The organism is Shewanella sp. ANA-3 (genome assembly GCF_000203935.1).
In the GTDB taxonomy this organism is placed as follows: Bacteria; Pseudomonadota; Gammaproteobacteria; order Enterobacterales; family Shewanellaceae; genus Shewanella.
On record NC_008577.1, the window covers coordinates 1,322,328 to 1,348,178 of the forward strand.

Consider the following 25,851-nt stretch of genomic DNA (forward strand, 5'->3'; position numbering starts at 1 on the left):
TTGATCATGAGCCGCATAAATAGCACTGCCGCAGAAGAACTAGTAGATTTTTCCGTAGATACCGCAGAGTTTGATCTCGATAAAGAGGATATTGCCGCTGATTTAGTTCAAGAACTAGGACTCGAACAACAGGTTCAAGATGACCTGCAAAAAAATCTTGATGCCACTCAGCTCTATTTAGGTGAAATAGGATTTTCCCCACTGCTTAGCGCAGAAGAAGAAGTTTACTTTTCCCGTAAGGCCTTAAAAGGCTGCGAAAAATCCCGTAATCGCATGATTGAGAGTAACCTGCGACTCGTGGTTAAAATTGCCCGTCGTTACAATAATCGCGGCCTAGCGCTGCTGGATTTAATCGAAGAGGGTAATCTTGGCTTGATCCGTGCGGTGGAAAAATTCGATCCAGAAAGAGGCTTCCGTTTCTCAACCTATGCGACTTGGTGGATCAGACAAACGATTGAACGTGCCATCATGAATCAAACCCGCACGATTCGCTTGCCAATCCATGTTGTAAAAGAACTCAACGTGTATTTACGTACGGCTCGGGAATTAGCGCAAAAACTTGACCACGAACCTACGGCAGAAGAAATTGCCGAAAAACTGCAAGTATCCAGTGTTGACGTCAGCCGTATGCTGAAGCTCAATGAGAAGATCACCTCTGTCGATATCCCCTTAGGTGGCGATAACGACAAGGCGTTACTCGATGTGCTGGCCGATGACGACAACGTAGGCCCTGACTACAAAGTACAAGATGAAGACATTTCAAACTCAGTGGTGAAATGGCTTAATGAACTCAATACCAAGCAAAGAGAAGTGTTAGCGCGCCGCTTTGGTTTGTTAGGTTATGAACCCTCAACCCTTGAAGACGTCGGTGCTGAAATTGGCCTCACCCGTGAACGTGTTCGCCAAATTCAAGTGGAAGCCCTAAAACGCCTACGTGATTTGCTGGGCGCTCAAGGTCTCTCTGTAGAGGCACTCTTTAGAAACTAAGGTTCAGATATTTAGCCTTCCACCAGTTAAACAAGTCATAAAAAAACGCCCAATTTTGAGGGCGTTTTTTTATGCTTTCACTTTTATGCTATCGCGAGTTTTTCACTCTATGTGTTAACTCAAGCGTTTTAGCTCGTAGAGTAAATCCAGCGCCTGTTTTGGGGTCAGGTTATCGGGATTGATATCTTTTAATTTGCTGACGGCGGGATTCTCCACTGGCTCAGGCAGGGCGAGCAGGGTTTGGATCGGTGCCCTAGTGCCGTTAACATTAGCACCTTCCACTTGATGATCGCGGCTCTCAAGCTGATGTAACTTGTGTTTTGCCGCCTTAATCACCCGTGCAGGTACCCCGGCAAGGGCCGCAACTTGCAAACCATAACTCTTACTGGCAGCACCTTCTTGCACCGCGTGCATAAAGGCGATGGTGTCTTCGTGCTCAATTGCATCGAGGTGCACGTTATAGACGCCAGCCATGAGTTCCGGTAATTGTGTTAACTCGAAATAATGGGTCGCAAACAGCGTCATTGCGCCGACTTGCTGCGCTAAATATTCCGCTGCAGACCATGCTAATGACAGACCATCGTAGGTTGATGTGCCACGGCCAATTTCATCCATCAAGACTAAACTCTGTGCGGTCGCATTATGGAGAATATTTGCCGTTTCAGTCATTTCTACCATAAAGGTTGAGCGACCAGAGGCGAGATCGTCTGAGGCGCCAATCCGAGTAAAAATCCGATCGATAGGGCCAATGATGGCGCGATCTGCTGGCACAAAGCAGCCAATATGGGCCATTAGCGTGATAAGCGCCACTTGGCGCATGTAGGTTGATTTACCGCCCATGTTTGGACCGGTAACAATCAACATCCGGCGTTGATTGTGCAGGGTGACAGGGTTGGCGATAAAAGGCGTTTGACTCACACGCTCGACCACTGGGTGGCGACCTGCTTCGATTTTTACCCCGATTTCGCTGCTCAGTTCTGGGCAGGTATAGCCTAAGGTTTCGGCACGTTCGGCAAAGTTACTCAGCACATCGAGTTCGGCTGCGGCTCTGGCGAAGGCTTGTAGCTCATGCAACTTGGGGAGGATTAAATCAAATAATTCGTCCCAAAGTTGTTTTTCAAGGGCAAGCGCCTTACCTTGGCTCGACAGCACTTTTTCTTCGTATTCCTTAAGCTCGGGCGTGATGTAACGCTCCATATTCTTAAGGGTTTGACGGCGCTGGTAATTTAATGGCACTTGCTGTGATTGCAGGCGACTGACTTCGATGTAGTAGCCATGCACTCGGTTGTAGCCAACCTTCAGCGTGGCAATGCCGGTACGCTCTTTTTCCCGCGCTTCGAGCTGAACCAGATAATCTGTGGCTCCTTCACTTAAGCCTCGCCATTCATCTAACTCGGCATTGTAGCCTTCGCGGATCACGCCGCCATCACGGATAAGCATGGGAGGGTTATCGACAATCGCGCGCTCAAGCAGTTGTTGCTCTTCGGGAAACTCACCTAAGAGTTGGCCTAGTTTCACCGTATGGGGCGCACTTAACTGCGCGAGTGACTGCTGCAATTGAGGCAATAGGTTTAATGCTTGGCGTAGGCGGGCAAAATCCCTTGGACGAGCTGTACGCAGTGCCAGTCTTGCCATGATACGTTCAATATCGCCTAGGGCTTTAAGCTGATCATGCAATGACTCATGGGCCGTGGTCTCGAGTAATTCATTGACCGCCGTTTGGCGAGCAAAAATCTGCGCATGGTCTCTCAGCGGCTGATGGATCCAGCGTTGCAACATCCGGCTGCCCATCGCTGTGGCTGTATTGTCGAGCACGGCTGCTAGGGTGTTATCTCGACCACCACTCAAATTTTGTGTCAGCTCGAGGTTACGGCGCGTTGCTGCATCCAAGACAATCGTATCGGTTTGATTGAAACGGGTAATGGCATTGATATGGGGCAGAGCAGTGCGCTGAGTGTCTTTCACATATTGCATTAAGCAGCCCGCCGCTTGCAGCGAAAGCCTCGCATCGGTAATCCCAAAGCCGTGCAAATCCTTAGTGCCAAATTGTGCCAGTAGCAGTTTAATGCTGGTATCGTAATCAAACTCCCACTCAGGGCGGCGACGCTTGCCTTTAAAATGATGCAATAACTCCATCGCGCCAAAATCTTCGCTATAGAGAATTTCGACCGGATTGGTACGTTGCAGCTCGGCTTCGAGGGACTCTTTTGTCTCTAATTCGGCAATCACGAAACGGCCGGAAGACACATCGAGGGTCGCGTAGCCAAACCCAACTTTACCTTGGTAAACCGCGGCTAACAGATTGTCTTGTCTCTCCTGCAACAGGGCTTCATCGGTCAAAGTACCTGGGGTGACGATGCGCACCACTTTTCGCTCAACTGGACCCTTTGAGGTGGCGGGGTCGCCAATCTGCTCACAGATCGCGACCGATTGACCAATTTGAACTAGTTTTGCTAGATAGCCTTCAACCGCATGGTAAGGGATACCCGCCATCGGGATCGGATCGCCACCACTTTTGCCGCGGGCCGTAAGGGAAATGCCCAATAATTCTGAGGCTCGTTTAGCGTCATCATAGAAGAGTTCATAGAAGTCACCCATACGATAAAACAGCAGCATGTCGTGATGCTCTGCTTTCATGGTCAAATATTGACGCATCATAGGGGTATGTTTTTCTAAATCATCGGTATCTATAGGATTCATTAAATCGTTTTCGTCCGTTATGCCGGCCCAAAGCGGGGAAATAAGTCGTACAGTAATGGGATAAAAAATCAGTGGATGTGCACTATTACTGTCTAAAATAAATTGACGCCAATCTTAGCAATAATTTTCTGAAAATTGACCCTTAAACCATGGATATTCACTGATATCCTGACAAATCTGCAGCACGAGTCGGTAAAAGCTTGTCTCAACGGGAAAATTTTCTGACTTAAAAATAAATCATTCACAGGTCTTGATACTGTATGATTGTACAGTATACTAGTCAGCAGATTATGACAAAGAGCCTCGCTTTTTGTATTACCCGCTTTATTAAATTGAATATCACTTTTGACAGTACTGATACTGTCTAGATGAGGGAACAGGAATGAAAGTCGATCCAAACAAAGAGAAAGCACTTGCTGCGGTATTGAGCCAAATTGAAAAGCAATTTGGTAAAGGCTCCATCATGAAGCTGGGCGAAGACCGCTCTATGGATGTTGAGACTATTTCTACTGGTTCACTTTCCCTTGACGTCGCCTTAGGGGCTGGCGGTTTACCAATGGGACGTATCGTTGAGATCTATGGTCCCGAATCATCAGGTAAAACGACGCTGACATTAGAAGTGATTGCCGCTGCTCAGCGCGAAGGTAAAACCTGTGCCTTTATCGATGCCGAGCACGCGCTAGACCCTATCTATGCTAAAAAGTTAGGCGTAGATATCGATAACTTACTGTGTTCACAACCCGATACCGGCGAACAAGCCCTTGAGATCTGTGATGCGTTAACCCGTTCTGGCGCGGTAGATGTGATCATCGTTGACTCGGTTGCGGCATTAACACCCAAAGCAGAAATTGAAGGTGAAATTGGTGACTCACACATGGGCCTAGCGGCGCGTATGATGAGCCAAGCGATGCGTAAGCTCGCGGGTAACCTCAAGCAATCGAATACACTATTAATCTTCATTAACCAAATTCGTATGAAGATTGGTGTGATGTTTGGTAACCCAGAAACCACAACGGGCGGTAACGCGCTGAAGTTCTACGCTTCTGTTCGTCTCGATATTCGCCGTACTGGTGCTATCAAAGAAGGCGATGAAGTGGTGGGTAACGAGACGCGCGTTAAAGTGGTTAAAAACAAGGTTGCCGCGCCGTTTAAACAAGCTGAGTTCCAAATTCTTTACGGTCAAGGTATCAACCGTACTGGTGAGTTAGTCGATTTAGGTGTTGCCCATAAACTGATTGAAAAAGCCGGTGCATGGTACAGCTACAAGGGTGACAAGATTGGTCAAGGTCGTGCAAATGCCGGTAAATATCTGACTGAAAACCCAGCAATTGCCGCTGAAATCGATAAAACACTGCGTGAGTTACTGCTGAGTAACCCAAGCGCTATGTCTTCATCTTCATCTGATGATGAAAACAGCGAAGGCAATGTTGATTTCGAAACAGGCGAAGTATTCTGAGCCAGTCTGCCCGTCAAATCGCGGTCGCGCTGTTAGCGCGCCGCGACTATTCCCGCCAAGAAATCCGCTCCAAACTGCTCGAAAAAGGCTTTGAGGTCGTAGATATCGATCCCGTGCTCGATGATTGTGAAGCATCGGGTTTTATCAATGATAAGCGCTATGCCGAGCTTCTCGTTCGCAGCCATATTGCCCGTGGTCATGGGCCTATCCGTATTCGTCAAGCCATTGCCCAAAAGGGGCTTTTAAAGGATTGTATCGAAGCCGCGTTATCTGCAAATGATCATGATTGGTTTGAGCTAGCAAAAGCTAAAGCCATCAAAAAATATGCTATCCCAAAAGTCACCGAGGTCAAAGGCTCACAATCCCGCGAGCTGGTGGCGAAAGAAAAAGCCAAACGGGTGCGGTTTTTACTGAGCCAAGGCTTTAATTACGAACAAGTCTCCTACGCCTTAGATTACGACCCTATGGAAGATAATGATGACTAACGTCATGGCATAAACTCGCAGCCCTAGGCTTGTCTGGCCATTGTCTTTTGCGTTCGGCAGCAGTGCGGGTTCGCCTCATCGACTCTTCTTTACCGCTTGGCTTTTGTGATAAGCCATGTCTTAGCTGCAAACTCACCGAAAATATGAGATTCCTAAGCCTATATCGCTATTCAAGGCTGGTCGTCTTTCCTCAGTCTGCTTATAATGCTGGGCAAATAGAAATACGGCTACCTTATGGTGTAGCTGGTCATGCTTACCCAATTCAGGACGATTTCATGTATCAAACGACAGCAGCGCTTAGAAGTGCTTTCCTCGAATTTTTCCGCAGCAATGGTCACCAAGTTGTGGACAGTAGTTCTCTTGTACCAGGCAACGATCCCACGCTTTTATTCACCAACGCCGGTATGAACCAGTTCAAGGACGTGTTTCTTGGCATGGACAAACGTAGCTATACACGTGCGACCACTGCTCAACGCTGCGTCCGTGCGGGTGGTAAACACAACGATTTAGATAACGTTGGTTACACCGCGCGTCACCATACTTTCTTCGAAATGCTAGGTAACTTCAGCTTTGGTGATTATTTCAAAGAAGATGCGATTCGTTTTGGTTGGACATTCCTGACTGAAGTCTTGAAGCTACCAAAGGAACGTCTGTGTGTGACTGTTTATCAAACAGACGATGAAGCCTTTGAAATTTGGAATAAAAAGATTGGTGTTGCCGCTGAAAACATCATTCGCATCGGCGATAACAAGGGCGCGCCATACGCTTCAGATAACTTCTGGCAAATGGGTGACACAGGTCCTTGTGGTCCATGTACCGAAATTTTCTACGATCACGGCGATCATATCTGGGGCGGACGTCCCGGTAGCCCAGAAGAAGATGGCGACCGTTTCATCGAAATCTGGAACATCGTATTCATGCAATACAATCGCCAAGCCTCTGGTGAAATGTTGCCGCTGCCAAAACCTTCCGTCGATACCGGTATGGGGATTGAGCGTATCGCTGCGATTATGCAGGGCGTTCATTCAAACTACGAAATCGATATTTTCCGCGCCTTGATTGCTAAAGCGGCTGAAATCATCGGCGTGACTGACTTATCTAACAAGTCACTGCGCGTTATTGCCGACCATATCCGTTCATGCGCCTTCTTAGTTGCCGATGGTGTAATGCCATCGAACGAAGGTCGTGGCTATGTGCTGCGCCGTATTATTCGCCGCGCCGTGCGTCACGGTAACAAGTTAGGGGCAACCGAAGCCTTCTTCTACAAGTTAGTTCCGACGCTAATCGAAGTGATGGGCGATGCCGCTAAAGGTCTTGCAGATACTCAAGTGATTGTTGAAAAAGCCCTTAAAGCGGAAGAAGAGCAGTTTGCTCGTACGCTTGAGCGTGGTTTAGGTATTCTGGATAGCGCATTAAACGAATTGCAGGGCGACACCTTAGACGGTGAAACTGTCTTCAAACTGTACGATACCTATGGCTTCCCAGTGGATTTAACCGCTGACGTATGCCGTGAGCGCAACATTATCGTCGATGAAGCCGGTTTCGAAGTGGCGATGGCAGAACAACGTAGCCGTGCTCAAGCCGCGGGTAACTTCGGCGCCGATTACAACGCTGCTCTGAAAATTGATGCTGAAACTGCATTCTGTGGTTACTCAGAACTCACAGGCAATGCCAAAGTCACTGCACTTTACCTAAACGGCGAGTCAGTTTCTGCAATCAGTGCGGGTGACGATGCCGTAGTCGTGCTCGATGTGACGCCATTCTATGCAGAATCGGGCGGCCAAGTCGGTGACAAGGGCGTATTAGTGGCTCAAGGTATTGAGTTTGCTGTTAGCGATACGCAAAAGTTTGGTCAAGCTTCAGGTCACAAAGGTACGTTAACGGCTGGCAGCTTAAGCGTTGGCCAAGTACTCGAAGCAAAAGTGGATAAGAAACTGCGTCACCGCACCCAGTTAAACCACTCAGTGACTCACTTATTACATGCTGCGCTGCGTCAAGTGTTAGGTACTCACGTTACTCAAAAAGGTTCGTTAGTTGACCCAGAGCGTTTACGTTTCGACTTCTCTCATTTCGAAGCGGTGAAACCTGCTGAATTGAAACAGGTTGAAGAGTTAGTCAACACCCAAATTCGTCGTAACCATGAGCTGAAAGTCGCTGAAATGGCGATTGATGAAGCCAAAGAAAAAGGCGCAATGGCGCTCTTTGGTGAGAAGTACGATGCACAAGTGCGTGTTGTCACTATGGGCGATTTCTCTATCGAGCTGTGTGGTGGTACTCACGTTGGCCGTACCGGTGACATTGGTCTGTTCAAAATTACCTCTGAAGGCGGTATTGCTGCGGGCGTTCGCCGTATCGAAGCGGTAACCGGCGCAGCGGCGATGGCCTATGTGGCACAGCAACAAGCGCAACTTGAAGAAGCAGCAGCACTGCTTAAAGGCGATACTCAATCTGTTGTGGCTAAGCTGAAAGCACAACTGGATAAAATGAAGCAACTTGAAAAAGACATGCAGCAACTGAAAGATAAGTTAGCTGCGGCAGCGAGTGCGGATTTAGCCGGTGATGCGGTTGTAGTTAATGGCGTAAATGTGCTGATTAAGAAACTTGAAGGCGTTGAAGCAGGTGCACTACGTGGCCTGCAAGATGAGTTAAAGCAAAAACTGAAATCCGCCGTTATCCTGCTCGGTGTGGCTCAAGAAGGCAAAGTGAACCTTATCGCGGGCGTGAGCAATGACTTAGTCGGTAAAGTGAAGGCCGGTGAACTGGTTGCTATGGTTGCTGCCCAGGTGGGTGGTAAAGGCGGTGGTCGCCCTGATATGGCCCAAGCGGGTGGTAGCCAGCCAGAAAATCTGGATGCGGCACTGTCTCAAGTATTACCTTGGATTACTGAGCGTTTAGCTTAAGAGGTTGCTGTGCTCGAAAAACGAAAGCTTAGTGGTAGCAAGCTTTTTGTGAAGAAGTTTGGTGGCACTTCGGTGGGTTCGATTGAACGCATCGAAGTGGTTGCCGAGCAAATTGCAAAGTCCGCTCACAATGGTGAGCTGCAAGTCTTGGTGCTTTCTGCGATGGCAGGGGAGACCAACAGACTATTTGCGCTTGCGGCGCAAATCGATCCCCGCGCGAGTGCGCGGGAACTCGATATGCTGGTCTCGACGGGAGAGCAAATCAGTATTGCGTTAATGGCTATGGCGTTGCAACGTCGCGGCATAAACGCGAGATCCCTGACTGGCGATCAAGTCCAAATTCATACAAACAGTCAGTTTGGTCGGGCGAGTATTGAGCGTGTCGATACGGCATACTTAACGTCTTTGCTGAACGACGGCATTGTGCCGATTGTGGCCGGCTTTCAAGGTATAGATCCCAATGGTGACGTAACAACCTTAGGGCGCGGCGGTTCTGATACTACGGCTGTGGCACTTGCTGCGGCGTTAAAAGCCGATGAATGCCAAATCTTTACCGATGTGCCTGGTGTTTTTACTACCGATCCTAATATCGATAGTAGCGCCAGACGCCTCGATGTGATTGGTTTTGATGTGATGCTAGAAATGGCAAAACTCGGCGCTAAGGTGTTGCATCCCGATTCAGTTGAATACGCACAGCGTTTTAAAGTGCCACTGCGTGTATTATCGAGCTTTGAGGCAGGCCATGGGACATTGATCCAATTTGGTGACGAATCAGAGCTGGCGATGGCGGCATCTGTGCAAGGCATTGCGATTAATAAGGCGCTCGCGACCTTAACCATAAAAGGTTTGTTTACCAGTAGTGAGCATTATCAAGCACTGTTAGCTTGCTTGGCACGGCTTGAGATTGATGTTGAGTTTATTACCCCGCTCAAACTCAATGAAACCTCAGCAGCCGAATGTGTCAGTTTTATGCTGGCCGAAGCCAAGGTCGATATTTTATTGCATGAGCTAGAGCTTTTAAGTGAAAGTCTTGATCTAGGCCAATTGATTGTTGAGCGCCAACGTGCAAAAGTGTCTTTAGTTGGCAAAGGTTTACAGGCAAAAGTTGGATTATTGACTAAGATGTTAGATGTATTGGGTAATGAAACAATCCATGCTAAGTTACTTTCGACATCGGAGAGTAAATTGTCAACTGTGATCGATGAAAGGGACTTACACAAGGCGGTTCGGGCGCTACATCACGCTTTCGAGCTAAATAAGGTGTAATTAAATAACCGTTTGAGTATTGAATACTATTAATTTGTACTCAGCTGACCCTATAATAAGCCCATCTACCGGATGAGTGCCGTGTGTAAGCTGAATTAAGACATAAAGGAGCTATCGAATGCTGATTTTGACTCGTCGTGTTGGCGAAACACTGATGATTGGTGATGAAGTCACAGTTACAGTGCTAGGGGTAAAAGGCAATCAAGTGCGTATTGGTGTTAATGCACCGAAAGAGGTTTCTGTCCACCGTGAAGAAATCTATCAACGCATTCAATCTGAAAAATCAGGTACACCTTCAGAAGGTGGTAACTTTTAATACGGCGCTTAGGCGAGTATTAGCGACATAGAAGAGTCAGTTTTTTAACTGGCTTTTTTATTTTTTGAACCGAAAGATTGGCGCAAATCAACACATTGGATGGATATAACAGCAATGTGATTAAAAACGCTTCAAACAGAAGTTGTTTCAGAAAAAGGGTTTGACTTATTTTCGTCAAACAGTAATATGTGCGCCAAGAAAACGGAGAGGTGGCCGAGTGGCCGAAGGCGCTCCCCTGCTAAGGGAGTATGGGCTTTATCTCCCATCGAGGGTTCGAATCCCTCCTTCTCCGCCATTTCTTACCGATAAAAGTGCGCGTGTAGCTCAGCTGGATAGAGTACCTGGCTACGAACCAGGCGGTCGGAGGTTCGAATCCTTCCACGCGCACCATTTTATTGAAGCAAGATAGATACAAGTCGCGCATGTAGCTCAGCTGGATAGAGTACCTGGCTACGAACCAGGCGGTCGGAGGTTCGACTCCTTCCATGCGCACCATCTCTGCATTAGTTATGTTTAACTCATCAGGTTTGAATTTCAGACGAAATTTTGTAATTAGTGCTTCAAGTAAGTGTTTTAAGCGCGTGTAGCTCAGCTGGATAGAGTACCTGGCTACGAACCAGGCGGTCGGAGGTTCGAATCCTTCCACGCGCACCATATTCAATCTTAATGCGAATGTGTTGAGATAACAGTTAAAAATGCGCATGTAGCTCAGCTGGATAGAGTACCTGGCTACGAACCAGGCGGTCGGAGGTTCGACTCCTTCCATGCGCACCAATTCGCCGACAGAGCTTTAGCTTTGTTAGCAAAACGCAAAAATCGCGCGTGTAGCTCAGCTGGATAGAGTACCTGGCTACGAACCAGGCGGTCGGAGGTTCGAATCCTTCCACGCGCACCATTTTAGTAAGCATTAGCTTACAAATGCAGATTTTGCGGAGAGGTGGCCGAGTGGCCGAAGGCGCTCCCCTGCTAAGGGAGTATGGGCTTTATCTCCCATCGAGGGTTCGAATCCCTCCTTCTCCGCCATTCTATTCCTAGTGAATAGATTTAATTTGCGAGACTTAAGTGCTTCTTCTAGACTCAAGTCTATCGGTAAGGTGGCAACTTACCCAGTATTTAAGCGCGTGTAGCTCAGCTGGATAGAGTACCTGGCTACGAACCAGGCGGTCGGAGGTTCGAATCCTTCCACGCGCACCATCTACTTAGTTAGATTTAGATAAGCCCTGCAAGCAATTGCAGGGCTTTTTTAATGAAATTTTTCTGCTTCATCTCGAATCAATCCTTATCTGTTCCCATGCTTTAAAACCTTGATAATTCGCTTCTTGCGCCACGCTATGTTTAATCTAGTACCTATGCCTTAAGCGATGATGTTATCGCGCTGGCTTGCTGTTTAGCGCCTGATAAAGAGATAGCTGTAAGGGTTATCTTGACTCGCAAGTTGAGCTGTAAAAGAGACGAAGAGATAAGCATGGAACAAGGGATTGATGAGTGACTTCGCGTCTTAGGGACGAGTCCTGAGAGAGGTTTGAAGAGTGTTAGCGCAGCAATTTGGGGAAATAAAAAGGGCTGTAAAATGCAGCCCTTTTTAGCGTAGATGTCGTGATTAGGCTTCTAGCTTAGCAAACTCGGCTTTTTGCTCTTTTAGTTTGTCCATATCGCGGCTCAGATCGGCCATTTTTGCGCGCTCTTTATCAATGACGGCTGGCGGTGCTTTCGCCACGAAGCCTTCATTCGATAATTTACCTTCGATACGAGCAATCTCTTGAGTCAGTTTTTCAAGCTGCTTGTCGATGCGAGCCATTTCAGCCGCGACATCCACCAGACCTGCCATCGGAATCAATAATTCCATTTCGCCAATCAGACCTGTGGTCGACATTGGCGCTGTTTCACCTTCGCCAAGAATCGTCATGCTCTCTAAGCGCGCAAGCGTTGTGAAGAAGGCTTGGTTAGCTTCAACACGGGCTTGATCTTGGGCGCTCACGCCACGCAGTAGGGCATTTAATGGCTTAGAAGGCGCAATATTGAGTTCGGCACGGATATTACGTACTGCAACAATGACTTGCTTAACCCACTCGAGATCGGCCATCGCGGTCGCATCTACTTTGGCGGCATCATAGCTTGGGAATGGTGCTAGCATGATGGTGTCGCCTTGAGCGCCAGTCAGCGGTTTAACGCGTTGCCAGATGGTTTCAGTGATGTATGGCATCATTGGGTGCATCAAACGTTGCATCGCTTCTAACACATTAACCAGCGTATGGCGGGTGCCACGCATTTGCGCTTCATTGCCGTTTTGCAGTACTGGTTTAGTTAACTCTAAATACCAATCGCAGAACTGGTTCCAGGTGAACTCGTACAGCGTGTTCGCTGCAAGGTCGAAACGGTAGTTTGTCATGTGGTCGTCGTAGGTTTTCACGGTTTGGTTGAATAAACCGATAATCCAGCGATCCGCCAGTGACAGTTCCATCTCACCGCCTTGGTAATCCGGTGAGTTCGGGCCGCAATCTTGGCCTTCTGTATTCATCAGCACGTAGCGTGACGCGTTCCAAAGCTTGTTACAGAAGCTGCGGTAACCGTCTAAACGCTTCATATCCCAGTTGATATCACGGCCAGTTGAGGCCATTGCCGCTAGGGTAAAGCGCAGGGCATCGGTACCGTGGGCTTCGATGCCATTTTCAAATTCTTTACGGGTGCTCTTTTCGATCTTGGCGGCGAGTTGAGGTTGCATCATGTTGCCAGTGCGTTTTTCAACTAGGGCTTCTAGATCGATACCGTCAATCATATCTAATGGGTCAAGTACGTTGCCCTTAGATTTTGACATCTTGTTACCCGCTTCATCGCGGATAAGGCCTGTCACATAAACGGTTTTAAATGGCACCTGTGGCTTACCGTCTTCATCTTTGATGAGGTGCATGGTCATCATGATCATACGGGCAACCCAGAAGAAGATGATGTCAAAACCCGTCACCAACACGTCGGTCGGGTGGAAGGTTTTTAAATCTTCAACATTGTCAGGCCAGCCTAAGGTTGAGAATGTCCACAGGGCAGAGCTGAACCAGGTATCTAGTACGTCTTCATCTTGGCGCAGGGCGATTGCATCATCGATATTGTGCTTAGCACGCACTTCAGCTTCGTTACGGCCAACATACACCTTACCGTTCGCATCGTACCAAGCGGGGATGCGGTGACCCCACCATAATTGGCGAGAGATACACCAATCTTGAATGTCGCGCATCCAAGAGAAGTACATGTTTTCGTACTGCTGCGGCACAAATTTAATGTCGCCATTTTCAACGGCTTCGATAGCGGTTTTCGCCATAGGTGCAACGGCGACGTACCATTGGTCGGTCAGCATTGGTTCGATTACCACGCCAGAGCGGTCACCGTAGGGCACTTTTAGGCCATGTGGCGCGATTTTTTCGAGCAGACCCAAGGTTTCAAACTCGGCCACGATGGCATCACGGGCTTTGAAACGATCAAGGCCAGCGAAACGCTCTGGCAGGCTGCCATCTAAGCTAGTGTTGATGGTGCCATCGGTATTGACGACTTCAGCGGATGCACGAATGGCTGCATCTAAGGTCAACACGTTGAACATAGGAAGCTTGTGACGTTTACCGACTTCATAGTCGTTAAAGTCGTGGGCAGGAGTGATCTTCACACAGCCTGTGCCAAACTCCATGTCTACATAGTCATCGGCAACGATAGGGATGCGACGATTAACAATAGGCAGCAGAATAAATTTGCCGATCAGCGCTTGATAACGCTCATCGTCTGGATGAACTGCAACCGCGCTATCGCCCAGCATAGTTTCTGGACGTGTGGTGGCGACTTCGAGGTAATCTTTACCGTCGGCAGTCAGCTCGCCATCGGCTAATGGATAACGCAGGTGCCACATGTGGCCTTGCTTTTCTTTGTTTTCCACTTCGAGATCTGAAATCGCGGTGTGTAGTTTAGGATCCCAATTCACTAAACGTTTACCACGGTAAATCAAATCATCTTCATAGAGACGGACAAACACTTCTTGAACGGCTTTAGACAAGCCTTCGTCCATAGTGAAGCGCTCACGGTCCCAATCCACAGAGGCGCCCATACGACGCAGCTGCTTAGTGATGGTGCCGCCAGATTGCGCTTTCCATTCCCATACTTTTTCCATAAAAGCATCGCGGCCAAGGTCATGGCGGCTCTTGCCTTCTTCGGCTTCAAGCTTACGCTCAACCAGCATTTGAGTCGCAATACCCGCATGGTCAGTACCGACTTGCCACAGGGTGTTTTTACCCTTCATACGTTGGTAGCGGATCAGTGTATCCATGATGGTATCTTGGAAAGCGTGGCCCATGTGCAGACTGCCCGTCACGTTAGGTGGCGGGATCATGATGCAATAGTTGCCCTGTGAGGCATCGCCGTGGGGCTTAAAGTAACCTTGCTCTTCCCAGTTTTGGTAAAGAGTCTGCTCAATGGACTGAGGATCGTATGTTTTTTCCATGGGAACGTATCTGTCTCAAGCTAAATTAAGTGGATGTGTTGCTAAATTTTGGGTTGTTAATTCAATCCCTAAGCCACGATATTGGCGATAGCGTTCACGTGCTATCGCTTTATGTTGGTCGTCATTAGCCACAAAATCGAAGATTTGACCAAAGTTTACCGCAAACGGAGGCACTTGGTCTGCAAGATTAATCAGAAGTTGGCGACTTTTGTTTGGGCCGAGTCTGTCAAAACCGATTTCAACGGGTGAGCCAGTAGTGGGGCCTTCACCTTTGAGGTTATGGGGGACAAATGCACTGGGTTCAAACTGCCATAGTAACTCGTCGATTTCGAAGGCGATGTTCTTGTCCTGACAGTGAATATAGACCTGCTGCTGGTTTATAAATCCCTGTTGGGCTAGACGGCAAGCTAATTGATACATGTCATTAAGGGCCGTGTTCACGCCCATCGGCGGCAGTAAATAAAACAGCGCTTGAGTCATGATTTCAATGCCTTGCTTTAAGTTATAGACGAACGGGTAAGTTTACACTAAAACTCAAGCGGGGTTAACGCTTAGCATCGGGGTTTTTCACGGGAGCTTGAGCGGCGGGGACTGGGGGGCTTAAACAGTTACAGTGCCAAATGTGCACAGCTTAAGTACTCGCTCAAGGCTAAGAGTAATGGTTAAACGACTATGGGATCTGGGGATATAAAAGCAAAGCGCACCCGAAGGTGCGCTGGTTGAAAGACTGGTCAAACAAACTATTCCTCCTAGGTTATTGAGCATTGTTATTAAAGGATTTATTGACGCTTTGTGAATAAACAACACATATCGCATTAGATTTTGTTTATTCAGCAGGTTAACTCACTTTCAACTTACATTTTCGCTTACGATTACATTTCAGAATATAAATAAAGGAATCTGGCTGATATTAGTACTCAAAAAGGTACTGGGTATTTTGCTGTTAAGCAGCTCGCCTTGTTCCGTGTTATCTAAATTCTTTTTACTCACTATTTGTAATATGCCCACTTGCTCATATTACCGATAACGCTATTAACCTCCTCATATTGTTTGACTGTTAAGAAGCTAATTCACCTAAAGTGGTCTTTCATGGTAGCTATGTGGCTCTATTGCTGACGTCCTCCTCTTGATTGTTACATTTGTGCTCAAAGAGTGTGTAAGACTAAAATTGGCAATATGATGTAGTAGGTTACTCCTTTATGATCGACTCGTGTGTTAACACACTTTTAGTGCGTTTGTCGTTAGTTGTTAGTTGTTGGTTGTTGGTCATCGGTCTCTATTTTTTAGTAACCTCGCATCTCATTTGATCATCAGAGGGAAAACGCATAAACACTACAGCTTGAGCTTGGTGTTACTCAATTTATGTGGCCGTCTTAATATGACTGCCGTAATGTGACTGTCTTAATGTAACTGCCTGTGTCACTGTTTTTGAGTGTGAGTTTTGTGTGGCGGCGTACTCCTTCTTATGGTGATATTTAACGCTTTTAAGTTGAAATTCACATCACTTCGATTCTGCTGTCACTTAGTAAAGTGTAGTAGTTATTTACAGGTTCACACTCTTTTTACGGACCATTAGGATGGTCTATCAAACTTTTGCTAAAAAATGTGACCTATTAAACCTTATCTACTTTATGCTCTCGAAGTGATGTGGTCTCGCACTAACATCGAGTAACTTAAGCTGCATCTTCCTCCTCGTAATCATCCTCGACATTAACAGCGTCTTCGGGATGAGTAATGGATGCGAAACGTTGTGCTTCAGGTTTATGGGTTAATCGATTGAGTTGTTTCTCTAATTTTTGACCCATGGCCGTAATGGCTGCATAAAGATTGTCGTGTTTTGCTTGAGCAAAAAGTTCTCCATTTGGGATGCCAACCGATGCTTCAATTTTGAAACCAGGTTTCTCCTCTGTGATGATGACATGGGGATTAATCAACTGCACATCGTGCCTAGAAAGTTTGTCAAAACGGCTTTCAATGCGTTCACGGATTGGGGCAGTGACTTCTAGTTGTTTGCTCGTAATCTTTAGCATATGTTGCACCTTCTATTTGTTTCCTTCGATTTCAGATTACCAATCTACACCCTTAAAAACGAGATCTAAATCACATTTTTTACCCCGTTCAGTTCTGTTCGTTGGTTATTTGATCGCTTAGACAAATCTCGAGGATTCTTGGTCGAAAAGGCTTGAATTGGTTATCGGAACAGGCCATATTTGATGGGATAACTACGCAGTCTTTCCCATCATTTACCTATCTTTACTTTAAGTTTTTCATTAGATCCCGATAAAATACCTTCACTTATTTCATTGCTCAGTCGAGTGGCAGGTATTATGGAAACCGAACATATCAAAGTTAAAGTCTGGGATTTACCCACACGCTTTTTTCACTGGGGCATGGTGGCCCTCATGGCCTTACTCTGGTGGAGTGCCGAAGTGGGCGAAATGCAATGGCACCAGATCTTTGCTTATAGTTTGTTGATCCTGATTGGCTTTCGGCTTTTATGGGGCTTGATTGGCAGTGATACTGCGAGGTTTAGTCACTTCGTGCATCATCCCAAGGTGGTGTTTGAGTATTTGAAAGATGTTCGTGCAAAGGGCGTGTCAGTGGTTTTAGGGCATAACCCGATGGGCGGTTATATGGTGATTGTGTTGATTGCCATTATCAGCTTACAGCTAATCACTGGACTCTTTGCTACCGATGATGTGTTTACCGAAGGTCCACTGTACAGCTATGTGAGTGCTGATACTGCTTCGTTTCTCACTTGGTTGCATAAAATGAATTTCAACCTCATCTTAGCCTTGAGTGCCGTGCATGTGTTGGCTGTCGTTGTACACGCGCTTAAAGGTGACAAGTTAGTGGGAGCCATGCTCAGCGGTTACAAACGCGTGTCTAAAGTTGAGCACGCCAAATCTGAGACTCAGTTGGTGTTTAAATCACACTGGTTGGCTTTAATTGTGCTGTTAATCATCGCTGGAGTGGTGTTTACCTATTTGATGTGGCCCATAGTACAAGTGCTCTAACAAGTGCTGAACATTAAAAAAGCCTGCATGTAGCAGGCTTTTTTATTAGACATTACAACGCGTAATTAGTCTTTTTTGTACACGTCGTGACAGCCTTTACAGCTCTTGCCGGTGTTCATAAAGGCTTGCTTGATTTCAGCTTGGTCACCTTTTTGAGCCACAGTCGCTAAAATAGCGGCATTTTCTTGGAAGGTTTTCATCTTAGCGTCGAAGTCAGCCTTATCTTGCCATACTTTGGCTAGCGCTTCGGTATCGCCTTTATCTGAACCTTCAATAAAGCCTTCGAAAGGAATGTGCGAAAGAGCAGCAACATTGTTGGCGCGCATTGCGAAGGTTTCAGCTTCGAAAGGTTTCTTGCCTTTCATCATTGCGCCCATATCGCCAAAGTTATAAGCAATCAGGCCAAATGCAGATTGGCGATATTCAATCGCGTCCTTCGCATCTTCAAAATTGTGTGCTTGTGCAGTTGAAGCCAATAAGGTACCGGCAACGAGAGTCAGGAGTAATTTTTTCATCGTATTCTCACAAATTAGCGTCGAAGTGTGACATTGCGCTCCTATTGTACACAAATTAACTCAATGTACTAGAAGCATTTTTGTCAGTTTTTGTCTAGGCGGGAGGGATAAACGTAACAAGTTATTTGTTGGTTGAGTAAATCTGCTAAACTGCCGTTGTAATGCTTAAACAATACTACTGGGGCGATTATGCGAGCCAATTGGGACTTAGTTTTAGAGAAAATCTTGAGCCATGGAAACTATGAAGAACTCTCAGTGTTGTTCCATTTATTGCTGACAGAAGAGGAGCGCAGTGCGATCGCGGGACGATTAAAGGTATTTCAATTATTACTCGATGGTGAGATGAGCCAGCGGCAAATCGCGGCGGAATACGAGGTCAGCATCGCCACGATCACACGCTGTTCAAACTATTTAAAGAATATGGCACCTAGCCATAGAGAAAAAATTCAACAGCTCATCAAATAAGGTCGCTGTGGTGCCTTTATCCTTAATAGCCTAAAACATTGGGGTGACAGGCAACTTATGACGACGATAAAGCGTACGTCTTACTAGAATGTAGAAGCTGTAGCTTAAGAGTAATATGGCTAATAATGGGTAAAACTTTTCGGGTAAAAACTTAAAGATTGACAATGCACCGAGCAAGTATAGGAAGGGTAATAGGTCATAAATCATCTTAGGGATCCCGCCTGATTTCCTACGTTTGATAGGGTCGGTGCGACGGTTTTGGGAGCGCATAGTGTAAATTCTTGCGCCAAGCACAAAGATGACTGCTGCAGCAATCAAAGCATAATTGGGTTCGAGCAGCATAAAGCTTGTGATGCCTAATGCCATATAACCATAAGGTAAAGCTTCATATACCGGTTTTGTTAACATATGCACTCCGTCGCATGATATCGAAATAGGTTTAAAACCCTAATATTCCAGTTAAAAATGCTAAATCTATCTAAAACTTCCGTGTTTACCTTTGGATTATAAACATTTGTGGATAAAAAAAAGCACCTCCTTATGTAAGGAAGTGCTTCATTATCTTGCTCAGGTTAGTGAGCTTTAGGCGTTACGGCCTAGATTAGCCGCGGCAACCGCAACCGCCATTGCCATCACAACCTGTTTTTGGTGTGTCGCATGCTTCATGATCGTGATCATGGTCATGGTGATGATGACCATGATCATCAGAACCGCCACAACAGCCACCCGCATCTTGGCTTGAACCACCACAGCATCCGCCGCCGTGGTCATGATCATGGCTGTGTCCATGGCTACCACATCCGCCGTGGGCATGGATATGGCCATGGGCAACTTCTTCTGCAGTTGCAGCGCGAACATCGATAATTTCAATGTTGAAGCTCAGTGCTTGTCCCGCTAAAGGATGGTTGCCATCAACGATGACCACATCATCTTTGACTTCGACAACTTGCACTGGGCGTTGACCCATTTCTGTCTCGGCAATAAAGCGCATACCAGGAACGATATCTTCGATATCACCGAATGCTTCTAATGGCACAGCTTGACGCAGACCATCGTGGTAAGGACCGTAGGCTTCTTCGGCACTAATAGTCACATCCAGTGTTTCGCCCTTGGTTTTACCTTCTAATGCAGCTTCTAATCCTGGGATCAGGTTTTCTGCACCGTGCAGATAGAGCATAGGTTCGGCATCAAAAGAGTCTTCTAAAAGTCTGCCGTCTTGATCTGATAAACGGTAATGAATGGTTACCGCGCTGTGTTGGGTGATCTTCATATCGCCTCCGGTTCGGAATGTGCGCGCATAATAACGTGCTTTTAGGGCGCTGGCGATAATTTGAAGTTGCTTATGTTAGATATCGCACAGCTTTTTGTTGATGTGATGAACAGGCATTTGGAGAGGAATTTACGCCAAATTGTTGATGGATATGGCTTGTGGTTTGTTGGCCTCGAAAGTGGGTTTACATAGCCTAATCTAAAGTCATTACTACATGCTTGATATAATTGATTGAATTTAAATGTTTAAAAATAGATGTATTTGCGCGGTATTACGTTTACGTCAACAGTTTTCTATTGATGAAATCGCATTTTTACCCTAGGAAAACTTGATATTAATGAATGTTAAGAAGCGAATTTGAGGCTGTGAAAGATTTGTTCATAAATAATCCAGTTAGGGGGTTGACAAGGCTAGGTGAAAAAGGCAATTCTGTTTTACATCACATTGACATGGATTAGCCCAAACGTATGCATAGCCTAGGTTTTGTAGTAATTACCATTATTACAACCACCACTACAACCAGAGTGGGGGCGGGCTGATACACCCTAAAGAATTTTAACGACGAGCCCGCTTCCCACAAAGAAGCGGGCTTTTTTGTTTCTAGCTTATGTTTCTTAGTCGGGCGCGGTACAGGAGATCAAGATGAAAGTAATGAAATTTGGTGGTACCTCGCTTGCAAATTGGCAGCGATTTTCAATGGCGGCGGATATCGTGGCCAAGGCGGCGAAAGCAGAACCTGTGGCTACAGTGCTTTCTGCGCCCGCGACAGTGACAAACGCCTTGCTAGAAATGGTGGATGTGGCGGTGAAAGGGGAAGATTATTCGCCAGTCATTCAACACGTTGAACGGGTGTTTACCTCGCTCTATCAGGATGCGGTCAGTTCTGGACTCTCGAGCAGTCAAAGCGAAGTGTTGTTCGCCGGACTGAGTGTGCAGCTTGCGCGTTGGCAGGACAGATTACGCGGTATTACGCTGCTGCAGGAATGCCCTGACGGAGTACGCGCTGAAATCGTTGTTGCTGGCGAGCGTTTGTCTGCTGCTTTGATGGAGCAAGTCATGCTGGCAAAAGGCATCACTTCGGCGCAGCTAGACCCGCGTGAGCTGTTTTTAGGTCGTGGTCGTCCGCTCGAATCCGTGGTGGATATTGCCGTCAGTAAACCGCGATTCAAAAATCTTGCCCTCGATGAAAAACGGGTTTGGGTGATGCCCGGCTTTACCGCCGCCGATGAAGACGGCAAGGTCGTGACCTTAGGCCGTAATGGCTCTGACTATTCCGCTGCCGTGCTGGCCGCTTGTTTAGATGCTTCAAGTTGTGAGATTTGGACCGACGTTGACGGCGTATACAACACCGATCCTCGGGTTGTCACCGATGCTAAATTGTTGTCACAGCTCAGTTATCAAGAGGCGATGGAGCTGTCTTACTTTGGGGCTAAGGTGCTGCATCCTAAAACCATTGCGCCTATCGCTCAGTTCCACATCCCCTGTTATATCAAGAACAGCTTTAATCCCGATGCGCCCGGCACTCTGGTATCGAATCAGGCCGATGAAAGCGGTCTGCAGGTGAAGGCCATTTCTAATCTGGATAATCAAACCATGTTTGATGTTTCAGGCCCCGGCATGAAGGGCATGGTCGGCATGGCGAGCCGCACGCTGGCGGCAATTTCCCGTAGTGGCGTTTCCGTGTCACTCATCACCCAGAGTTCTTGCGAATACAGCATCAGCTTTTGTGTGGCGACTAGCGATGCGGCCAAGGTGAAATCGGCGCTGGAGCAAGAGTTTGAACTAGAAATCAAAAGTGATTTACTCGAGCCGATTGAAATGCGCCATGACTTAGCAATCGTCTCCTTGATCGGTGATGGCATGCGTACCCATAAAGGTGTGGCGGCGCGGTTCTTCCAGGCGTTAGCGCAGGCGAGTGTGAATATCATCGCGATTGCGCAAGGCTCTTCTGAACGTTCTATTTCAACGGTAATCGAGCAGCGAAAGACCAAGCATGCGGTAGCGGCTTGTCATCAGGGCTTTTTCGATGTGCAGCAATATTTGGATGTGTTTTTAGTGGGTTGCGGCAATGTTGGCGCAGGCTTACTCGAGCAAATCAAACATCAGGCGAGCGTGTTAAAAGAGCAGCACATTAGCATTCGTGTCTGCGGCATCGTGAATTCAAGCAAGATGTTACTCGATAGTGCGGGTATCGATTTAAACAATTGGCAAAACCTGCTTGCCGACAGTCAGCAACCAAGCGATCTTTCTGCGCTATTGGCTTGGGTGAAAGAGCAACAGTTATTAAACCCTGTGCTGGTGGATTGTACTTCAAGCGATCAAGTGTCGAACCAGTATTTAGAGGTGATGAATGCGGGCATGCACGTGGTGACGCCCAATAAGAAGGCCAATACTCGAGACTACGCTTACTACCAAGCACTGCGTCAAACAGCCTTGAAACAACGTCGTCAGTTCCTGTATGAGACCAACGTTGGCGCCGGATTGCCCGTTATCGATAATTTGAAAAAACTGTTATTTGCTGGCGATAAGTTACACAAGTTTAACGGTATTTTGTCAGGCTCCTTATCCTTTATCTTCGGTAAACTCGATGAGGGTATGACGCTGTCAGAAGCGACTAAACTGGCGCGGGAAAAATGCTTTACCGAGCCCGATCCCCGTGATGATTTAAGTGGTATGGATGTGGCGCGTAAAGTGCTGATTTTGGCCCGTGAAGTGGGTTTGAAACTTGAGCTAAGCGATATCGTTGTCGACTCAGTCTTACCTGACGATTTTGATGATTCAGGCGATGTGGAAAGTTTTATGGCGCGTTTAACCGAGGCAGATGCGGCGATTGCGGCGCGAGTGGCAGAGGCGAAAGCGCAGGGTAAAGTGCTGCGTTATGTGGGGCAGATTGAAGAAGGCGCGTGTTATGTGCGTATCACCGAAGTCGATGCTACCGATCCGCTCTACAGCGTAAAAGGTGGTGAAAATGCCCTGGCATTCTACAGCCGTTATTATCAGCCGATTCCTTTTGTATTACGTGGATACGGTGCGGGTACAGAAGTGACAGCGGCCGGCGCCTTTGCCGATGTATTAAGAACCTTAAATTGGACTCGTGAGGTGAGTGTATGAGTTTGACCGTTTACGCTCCCGCCTCTATGGGTAATGTGGGTGTGGGCTTTGATTTATTGGGCGCAGCACTTGCGCCCATCGATGGCAGTTTATTGGGCGATAGAGTCACAATTGCGGCTGCGGATGCGGGGGTGAGCCTCACTCAAGTGGGAGCGTGGGCGCATAAGTTACCCAGCAATCCTGAGGAGAATATCGTCCATCAATGCGCGGTGTTTTTCTTGAAAGCCCTTGGAAAAGAAAACCAAGGCGTGGCATTAACCCTAGAAAAAAACTTGCCCGTCGGCAGTGGCTTAGGTTCGAGCGCCAGTTCTGTGGTTGCAGCGCTTTACGCGCTTAACGAGCATTTTGAGCGTCCATACGATAAGCAAGCGCTACTCGAACTCATGGGCGAGTTTGAGGGCAAGATCAGCGGTAGCGTGCATTACGACAACGTCGCGCCCTGTTATTTGGGCGGCATGCAGCTGATGCTAAATGTGCCTGGCGCTATCTGTGAGCCGATTCCCAGTTTTAAACAATGGTATTGGGTGGTGGCGTATCCTGGGATTTCACTCTCAACGGCAATGATGCGTAAACTCATGCCAGAACAATACGATAAGTCGGTGGCCATCGATTTTGGGCGTTATTTGAGTGCCTTTGTACACGCCTCTTATCAGCAAAACGCCAAGCTTGCGATTCAAGTCTTGAAGGATGTGCTGGCCGAACCTTACCGCGCAGCGGCGATACCGGGTTATGACAATGCCAGGGCGGCGCTCGCCGAATTAGGCATGTTAACCACTGGCATCTCGGGCAGTGGGCCAACGCTGTTTTCGGTGACAGACAATCTTGTGACCGCTAACGCCGCCAAGGCGTGGTTAGAGGCTCATTATCTGACTGAAGCGGGGGGCTTTGCCCATGTGTGCCGCCTCGATGAGCAAGGTACGCGCCGAGTCGATTAATTTTCTTACTTTTAAAAGCATTAAGCCCAAGCCTAACGGCTTGGCACTGATAAGGTCGAGTGAGCATGGAACTATATAATTTAAAACACCCTTCGCAGAAAGTGAGCTTTAAGGAAGCGGTGCAATTAGGACTCGGTAAAGACAGAGGGCTGTTTTTTCCTACTCAAATCCCTGTGTTGCACGATATCGAGGCGCTGCTGGCGATGCCTTTTGTCGAGCGCAGTAAAAAAGTACTCGGCGCTTGGCTTGCCTCAGAGCTTGGGCAAGACGCGGTAGATAAACTGGTCGAGCGTGCCTTTAATTTCGATTTGCCCTTGGTGGCGGTCGATGAGCAGCGCTCGTGCCTCGAGCTTTTCCATGGGCCAACTTTAGCATTCAAGGATTTTGGTGCGCGCTTTATGGCGCAATGCATCAATGCCTTTGCTCAAGACTCGCGCTTAACCATTCTAACCGCGACCTCGGGTGACACTGGGGCGGCGGTGGCCGATGCCTTTTACGGCCTAGATAAAGTCAATGTCGTCGTGCTCTATCCTAAGGGCAAAATCAGTGAGCTACAGGAAAAGATGTTCACCACCTTAGGTAAGAACATTCACACTGTGGCAGTAGCGTCCGATTTCGATGCTTGCCAGCACTTAGTCAAACAGGCTTTTGAAGATAGCGATGTGCGTGATGGCTTGCATTTAAACTCGGCCAACTCAATCAATATCAGTCGTTTGCTGGCACAGATTTGTTATTACTTCGAAGCGGTCGCCCAATCGAAACAGCGCCATGAGGCCGATCCTGTGATTGCTGTGCCCAGTGGTAATTTTGGTAATCTCACCGCGGGCTTGTTTGCCAAAGCCATGGGCTTACCTGTTAAACGTTTTATTGCCGCGACCAACGCCAATGACACTGTCCCACGTTATTTAGAGAGTGGTGATTGGCAGCCTAATCCTACTCAAGCGACTATGTCCAATGCGATGGATGTGAGCGAGCCAAGTAACTGGCCGCGCGTCGAGGCAATTTGCGAGAAACTCGGTTGGCCATTGGCGGACCTAGTGGGGATTCGTTTATCAGAGGCGCAAACCTCGGAGGCGCTGGCGGAGTTACATGCAAAAGGTTATGTGTCCGAACCCCATGCAGCGATTGCTGCCAGAGCCTTAACGCTTAACTTAGTGCCTGATGAAGTGGGGATATTTTTAGGTACAGCACATCCTGCCAAGTTTAAGGACGTCGTAGATAGAGAGCTTAACCTCGATTTACCTCTGCCTGCAGAACTTAAAGCGGTGGAGCATAAACCCATACTCTCGGCTGAATTAGCCGCCGATTTTGCTCAGTTAAAGTCACATTTATTTGCGGTGTTAAGCTGAGGTGGCGAATCGCCATTAAACCATTGGTAAAAGGGAGTCGATTGACTCCCTTTTTTACAAGTGTAAATGAGGCTCGAGAGAATTAATCAAAGCTTATCATCCACAGTGATTATCAAACCTTTATATAACCATATGAAATCAAATTAATATTTGTAACTTAGTGTATTGGTTGTCGTTAAAGGGATGTGAGTTGCTTCACAATTAAGTTGAATCGAATTCGTTATGTTCGCCCGCCTATTTAGGATTTAACAATTGGATAAACTGTTTTGTTTAAATGTGCCTTATCAGGGATTTGCCTTATCTTTTTTCTCTCAAGTTGCGCCCTAGAACCCCCTCAATTACCACGGCGCATTAACGAAGCCTATGATTTTGAAGTGACTCACTGTGACAGTTTTGCGCTAGTCACTGGTGTAAGTCGCCATGCCAATAACCTTGCCGAAGCAAAACAATCCGCCGCCTTACAAGGGGAGGAGTTAGGAGGCACTCATATAGTGTGGTTGCAAACGGATATGGGCGAACCAACCAAAGTGGTGGCGATAGTGTATAAGTGCCTGCTTTAAATCGGATACCTTAAGCGATGGCTTTCTTACGGGAGTTCAAGC

19 protein-coding genes and 8 tRNA genes are annotated in these 25,851 nt (G+C 47.3%); 20 read left to right on the plus strand and 7 right to left on the minus strand.

Annotated elements, in window-relative coordinates; all coding sequences use genetic code 11:
- Positions 1–6: 6 nt before the first annotated feature.
- Positions 7–987 carry an RNA polymerase sigma factor RpoS gene (gene rpoS, locus SHEWANA3_RS05890; RefSeq protein ID WP_011621912.1) on the plus strand — a complete coding sequence of 327 codons (981 nt, stop codon included), beginning with the start codon at positions 7–9 and terminating at the stop codon, positions 985–987.
- 114 nt (positions 988–1,101) lie between these two features.
- On the opposite strand, the gene mutS is transcribed toward rpoS, so the two are convergent.
- A complete protein-coding gene (gene mutS / locus SHEWANA3_RS05895) occupies positions 1,102–3,687 on the minus strand; it encodes a DNA mismatch repair protein MutS (protein WP_011716224.1) in 2,586 nt (861 codons plus the stop codon).
- 382 nt (positions 3,688–4,069) lie between these two features.
- Here mutS and recA point away from each other — a divergent pair, with 382 nt between their 5' ends.
- From recA to SHEWANA3_RS05960, 13 genes are all read left to right on the plus strand, one after another.
- Entirely contained in the window at positions 4,070–5,143 is a 1,074-nt protein-coding gene (gene recA, locus SHEWANA3_RS05900) for a recombinase RecA (RefSeq protein ID WP_011716225.1), read from the plus strand.
- 74 nt (positions 5,144–5,217) lie between these two features.
- Complete coding sequence (locus SHEWANA3_RS05905; RefSeq protein WP_041412576.1) at positions 5,218–5,628, plus strand: regulatory protein RecX; 411 nt, start codon at positions 5,218–5,220, stop codon at positions 5,626–5,628.
- A 275-nt stretch (positions 5,629–5,903) separates the two neighbouring features.
- On the plus strand, positions 5,904–8,528 hold the full coding sequence (alaS, locus tag SHEWANA3_RS05910; protein ID WP_011716227.1) for an alanine--tRNA ligase: 2,625 nt from the start codon (positions 5,904–5,906) through the stop codon (positions 8,526–8,528).
- Positions 8,529–8,537: 9 nt separating this feature from the next.
- On the plus strand, positions 8,538–9,794 hold the full coding sequence (locus SHEWANA3_RS05915; protein ID WP_011716228.1) for an aspartate kinase: 1,257 nt from the start codon (positions 8,538–8,540) through the stop codon (positions 9,792–9,794).
- 118 nt (positions 9,795–9,912) lie between these two features.
- A complete protein-coding gene (gene csrA / locus SHEWANA3_RS05920) occupies positions 9,913–10,110 on the plus strand; it encodes a carbon storage regulator CsrA (protein ID WP_006082602.1) in 198 nt (65 codons plus the stop codon).
- 203 nt (positions 10,111–10,313) lie between these two features.
- Positions 10,314–10,405, plus strand: a tRNA-Ser gene (locus SHEWANA3_RS05925).
- A gap of 18 nt (positions 10,406–10,423) precedes the next feature.
- A tRNA-Arg gene (locus SHEWANA3_RS05930) sits at positions 10,424–10,500 on the plus strand.
- Between the two features lie 28 nt (positions 10,501–10,528).
- Positions 10,529–10,605, plus strand: a tRNA-Arg gene (locus SHEWANA3_RS05935).
- An 82-nt stretch (positions 10,606–10,687) separates the two neighbouring features.
- Positions 10,688–10,764 (plus strand) — tRNA-Arg (locus tag SHEWANA3_RS05940).
- A 43-nt stretch (positions 10,765–10,807) separates the two neighbouring features.
- Positions 10,808–10,884: transfer RNA gene (locus SHEWANA3_RS05945), tRNA-Arg, on the plus strand.
- A 44-nt stretch (positions 10,885–10,928) separates the two neighbouring features.
- Positions 10,929–11,005, plus strand: a tRNA-Arg gene (locus tag SHEWANA3_RS05950).
- A gap of 36 nt (positions 11,006–11,041) precedes the next feature.
- Positions 11,042–11,133: transfer RNA gene (locus SHEWANA3_RS05955), tRNA-Ser, on the plus strand.
- Between the two features lie 94 nt (positions 11,134–11,227).
- Positions 11,228–11,304, plus strand: a tRNA-Arg gene (locus SHEWANA3_RS05960).
- 406 nt (positions 11,305–11,710) lie between these two features.
- On the opposite strand, the gene SHEWANA3_RS05965 is transcribed toward SHEWANA3_RS05960, so the two are convergent.
- The 3 genes from SHEWANA3_RS05965 to raiA all read right to left on the minus strand — a co-directional run bounded on the left by SHEWANA3_RS05965 (position 11,711) and on the right by raiA (position 16,617).
- Positions 11,711–14,587, minus strand: a complete 2,877-nt coding sequence (locus SHEWANA3_RS05965; protein WP_011716229.1) for a valine--tRNA ligase — start codon at positions 14,585–14,587, stop codon at positions 11,711–11,713.
- Between the two features lie 15 nt (positions 14,588–14,602).
- On the minus strand, positions 14,603–15,067 hold the full coding sequence (locus tag SHEWANA3_RS05970; protein WP_011716230.1) for a DNA polymerase III subunit chi: 465 nt from the start codon (positions 15,065–15,067) through the stop codon (positions 14,603–14,605).
- A gap of 1,193 nt (positions 15,068–16,260) precedes the next feature.
- Positions 16,261–16,617: a ribosome-associated translation inhibitor RaiA gene (gene raiA / locus SHEWANA3_RS05975; RefSeq protein WP_011716231.1), complete on the minus strand. Its 357-nt coding sequence runs from the start codon at positions 16,615–16,617 to the stop codon at positions 16,261–16,263.
- Positions 16,618–16,914: 297 nt separating this feature from the next.
- Here raiA and SHEWANA3_RS05980 point away from each other — a divergent pair, with 297 nt between their 5' ends.
- On the plus strand, positions 16,915–17,604 hold the full coding sequence (locus tag SHEWANA3_RS05980) for a cytochrome b/b6 domain-containing protein (RefSeq protein WP_011716232.1): 690 nt from the start codon (positions 16,915–16,917) through the stop codon (positions 17,602–17,604).
- A 65-nt stretch (positions 17,605–17,669) separates the two neighbouring features.
- Here SHEWANA3_RS05980 and SHEWANA3_RS05985 read toward each other — a convergent pair whose 3' ends face one another.
- A complete protein-coding gene (locus SHEWANA3_RS05985; protein ID WP_011625579.1) occupies positions 17,670–18,119 on the minus strand; it encodes a cytochrome c in 450 nt (149 codons plus the stop codon).
- A 189-nt stretch (positions 18,120–18,308) separates the two neighbouring features.
- Here SHEWANA3_RS05985 and trpR point away from each other — a divergent pair, with 189 nt between their 5' ends.
- Entirely contained in the window at positions 18,309–18,584 is a 276-nt protein-coding gene (gene trpR, locus SHEWANA3_RS05990) for a trp operon repressor (protein ID WP_011621923.1), read from the plus strand.
- Between the two features lie 30 nt (positions 18,585–18,614).
- Here the strand turns inward: trpR and SHEWANA3_RS05995 are convergent, their stop codons facing one another.
- Together SHEWANA3_RS05995 and slyD are read right to left on the minus strand one after the other, a co-directional pair.
- A complete protein-coding gene (locus SHEWANA3_RS05995; RefSeq protein ID WP_011716233.1) occupies positions 18,615–18,992 on the minus strand; it encodes a hypothetical protein in 378 nt (125 codons plus the stop codon).
- A gap of 193 nt (positions 18,993–19,185) precedes the next feature.
- Entirely contained in the window at positions 19,186–19,854 is a 669-nt protein-coding gene (gene slyD, locus SHEWANA3_RS06000) for a peptidylprolyl isomerase (protein ID WP_011716234.1), read from the minus strand.
- Between the two features lie 642 nt (positions 19,855–20,496).
- Here slyD and thrA point away from each other — a divergent pair.
- From thrA to SHEWANA3_RS06025, 4 genes are all read left to right on the plus strand, one after another.
- Positions 20,497–22,965 (plus strand): bifunctional aspartate kinase/homoserine dehydrogenase I, encoded by a 2,469-nt coding sequence (gene thrA / locus SHEWANA3_RS06010; RefSeq protein ID WP_011716235.1) that lies wholly within the window; start codon positions 20,497–20,499, stop codon positions 22,963–22,965.
- Positions 22,962–23,900, plus strand: coding sequence for a homoserine kinase (gene thrB / locus SHEWANA3_RS06015; RefSeq protein ID WP_011716236.1), 939 nt, complete (start codon positions 22,962–22,964; stop codon positions 23,898–23,900). The genes thrA and thrB overlap by 4 nt, the downstream gene beginning before the upstream one ends.
- 65 nt (positions 23,901–23,965) lie before the next feature.
- Positions 23,966–25,249, plus strand: a complete 1,284-nt coding sequence (gene thrC, locus SHEWANA3_RS06020; RefSeq protein ID WP_011716237.1) for a threonine synthase — start codon at positions 23,966–23,968, stop codon at positions 25,247–25,249.
- Between the two features lie 266 nt (positions 25,250–25,515).
- Positions 25,516–25,809, plus strand: a complete 294-nt coding sequence (locus SHEWANA3_RS06025) for a hypothetical protein (protein ID WP_011716238.1) — start codon at positions 25,516–25,518, stop codon at positions 25,807–25,809.
- Positions 25,810–25,851 lie beyond the last annotated feature (42 nt).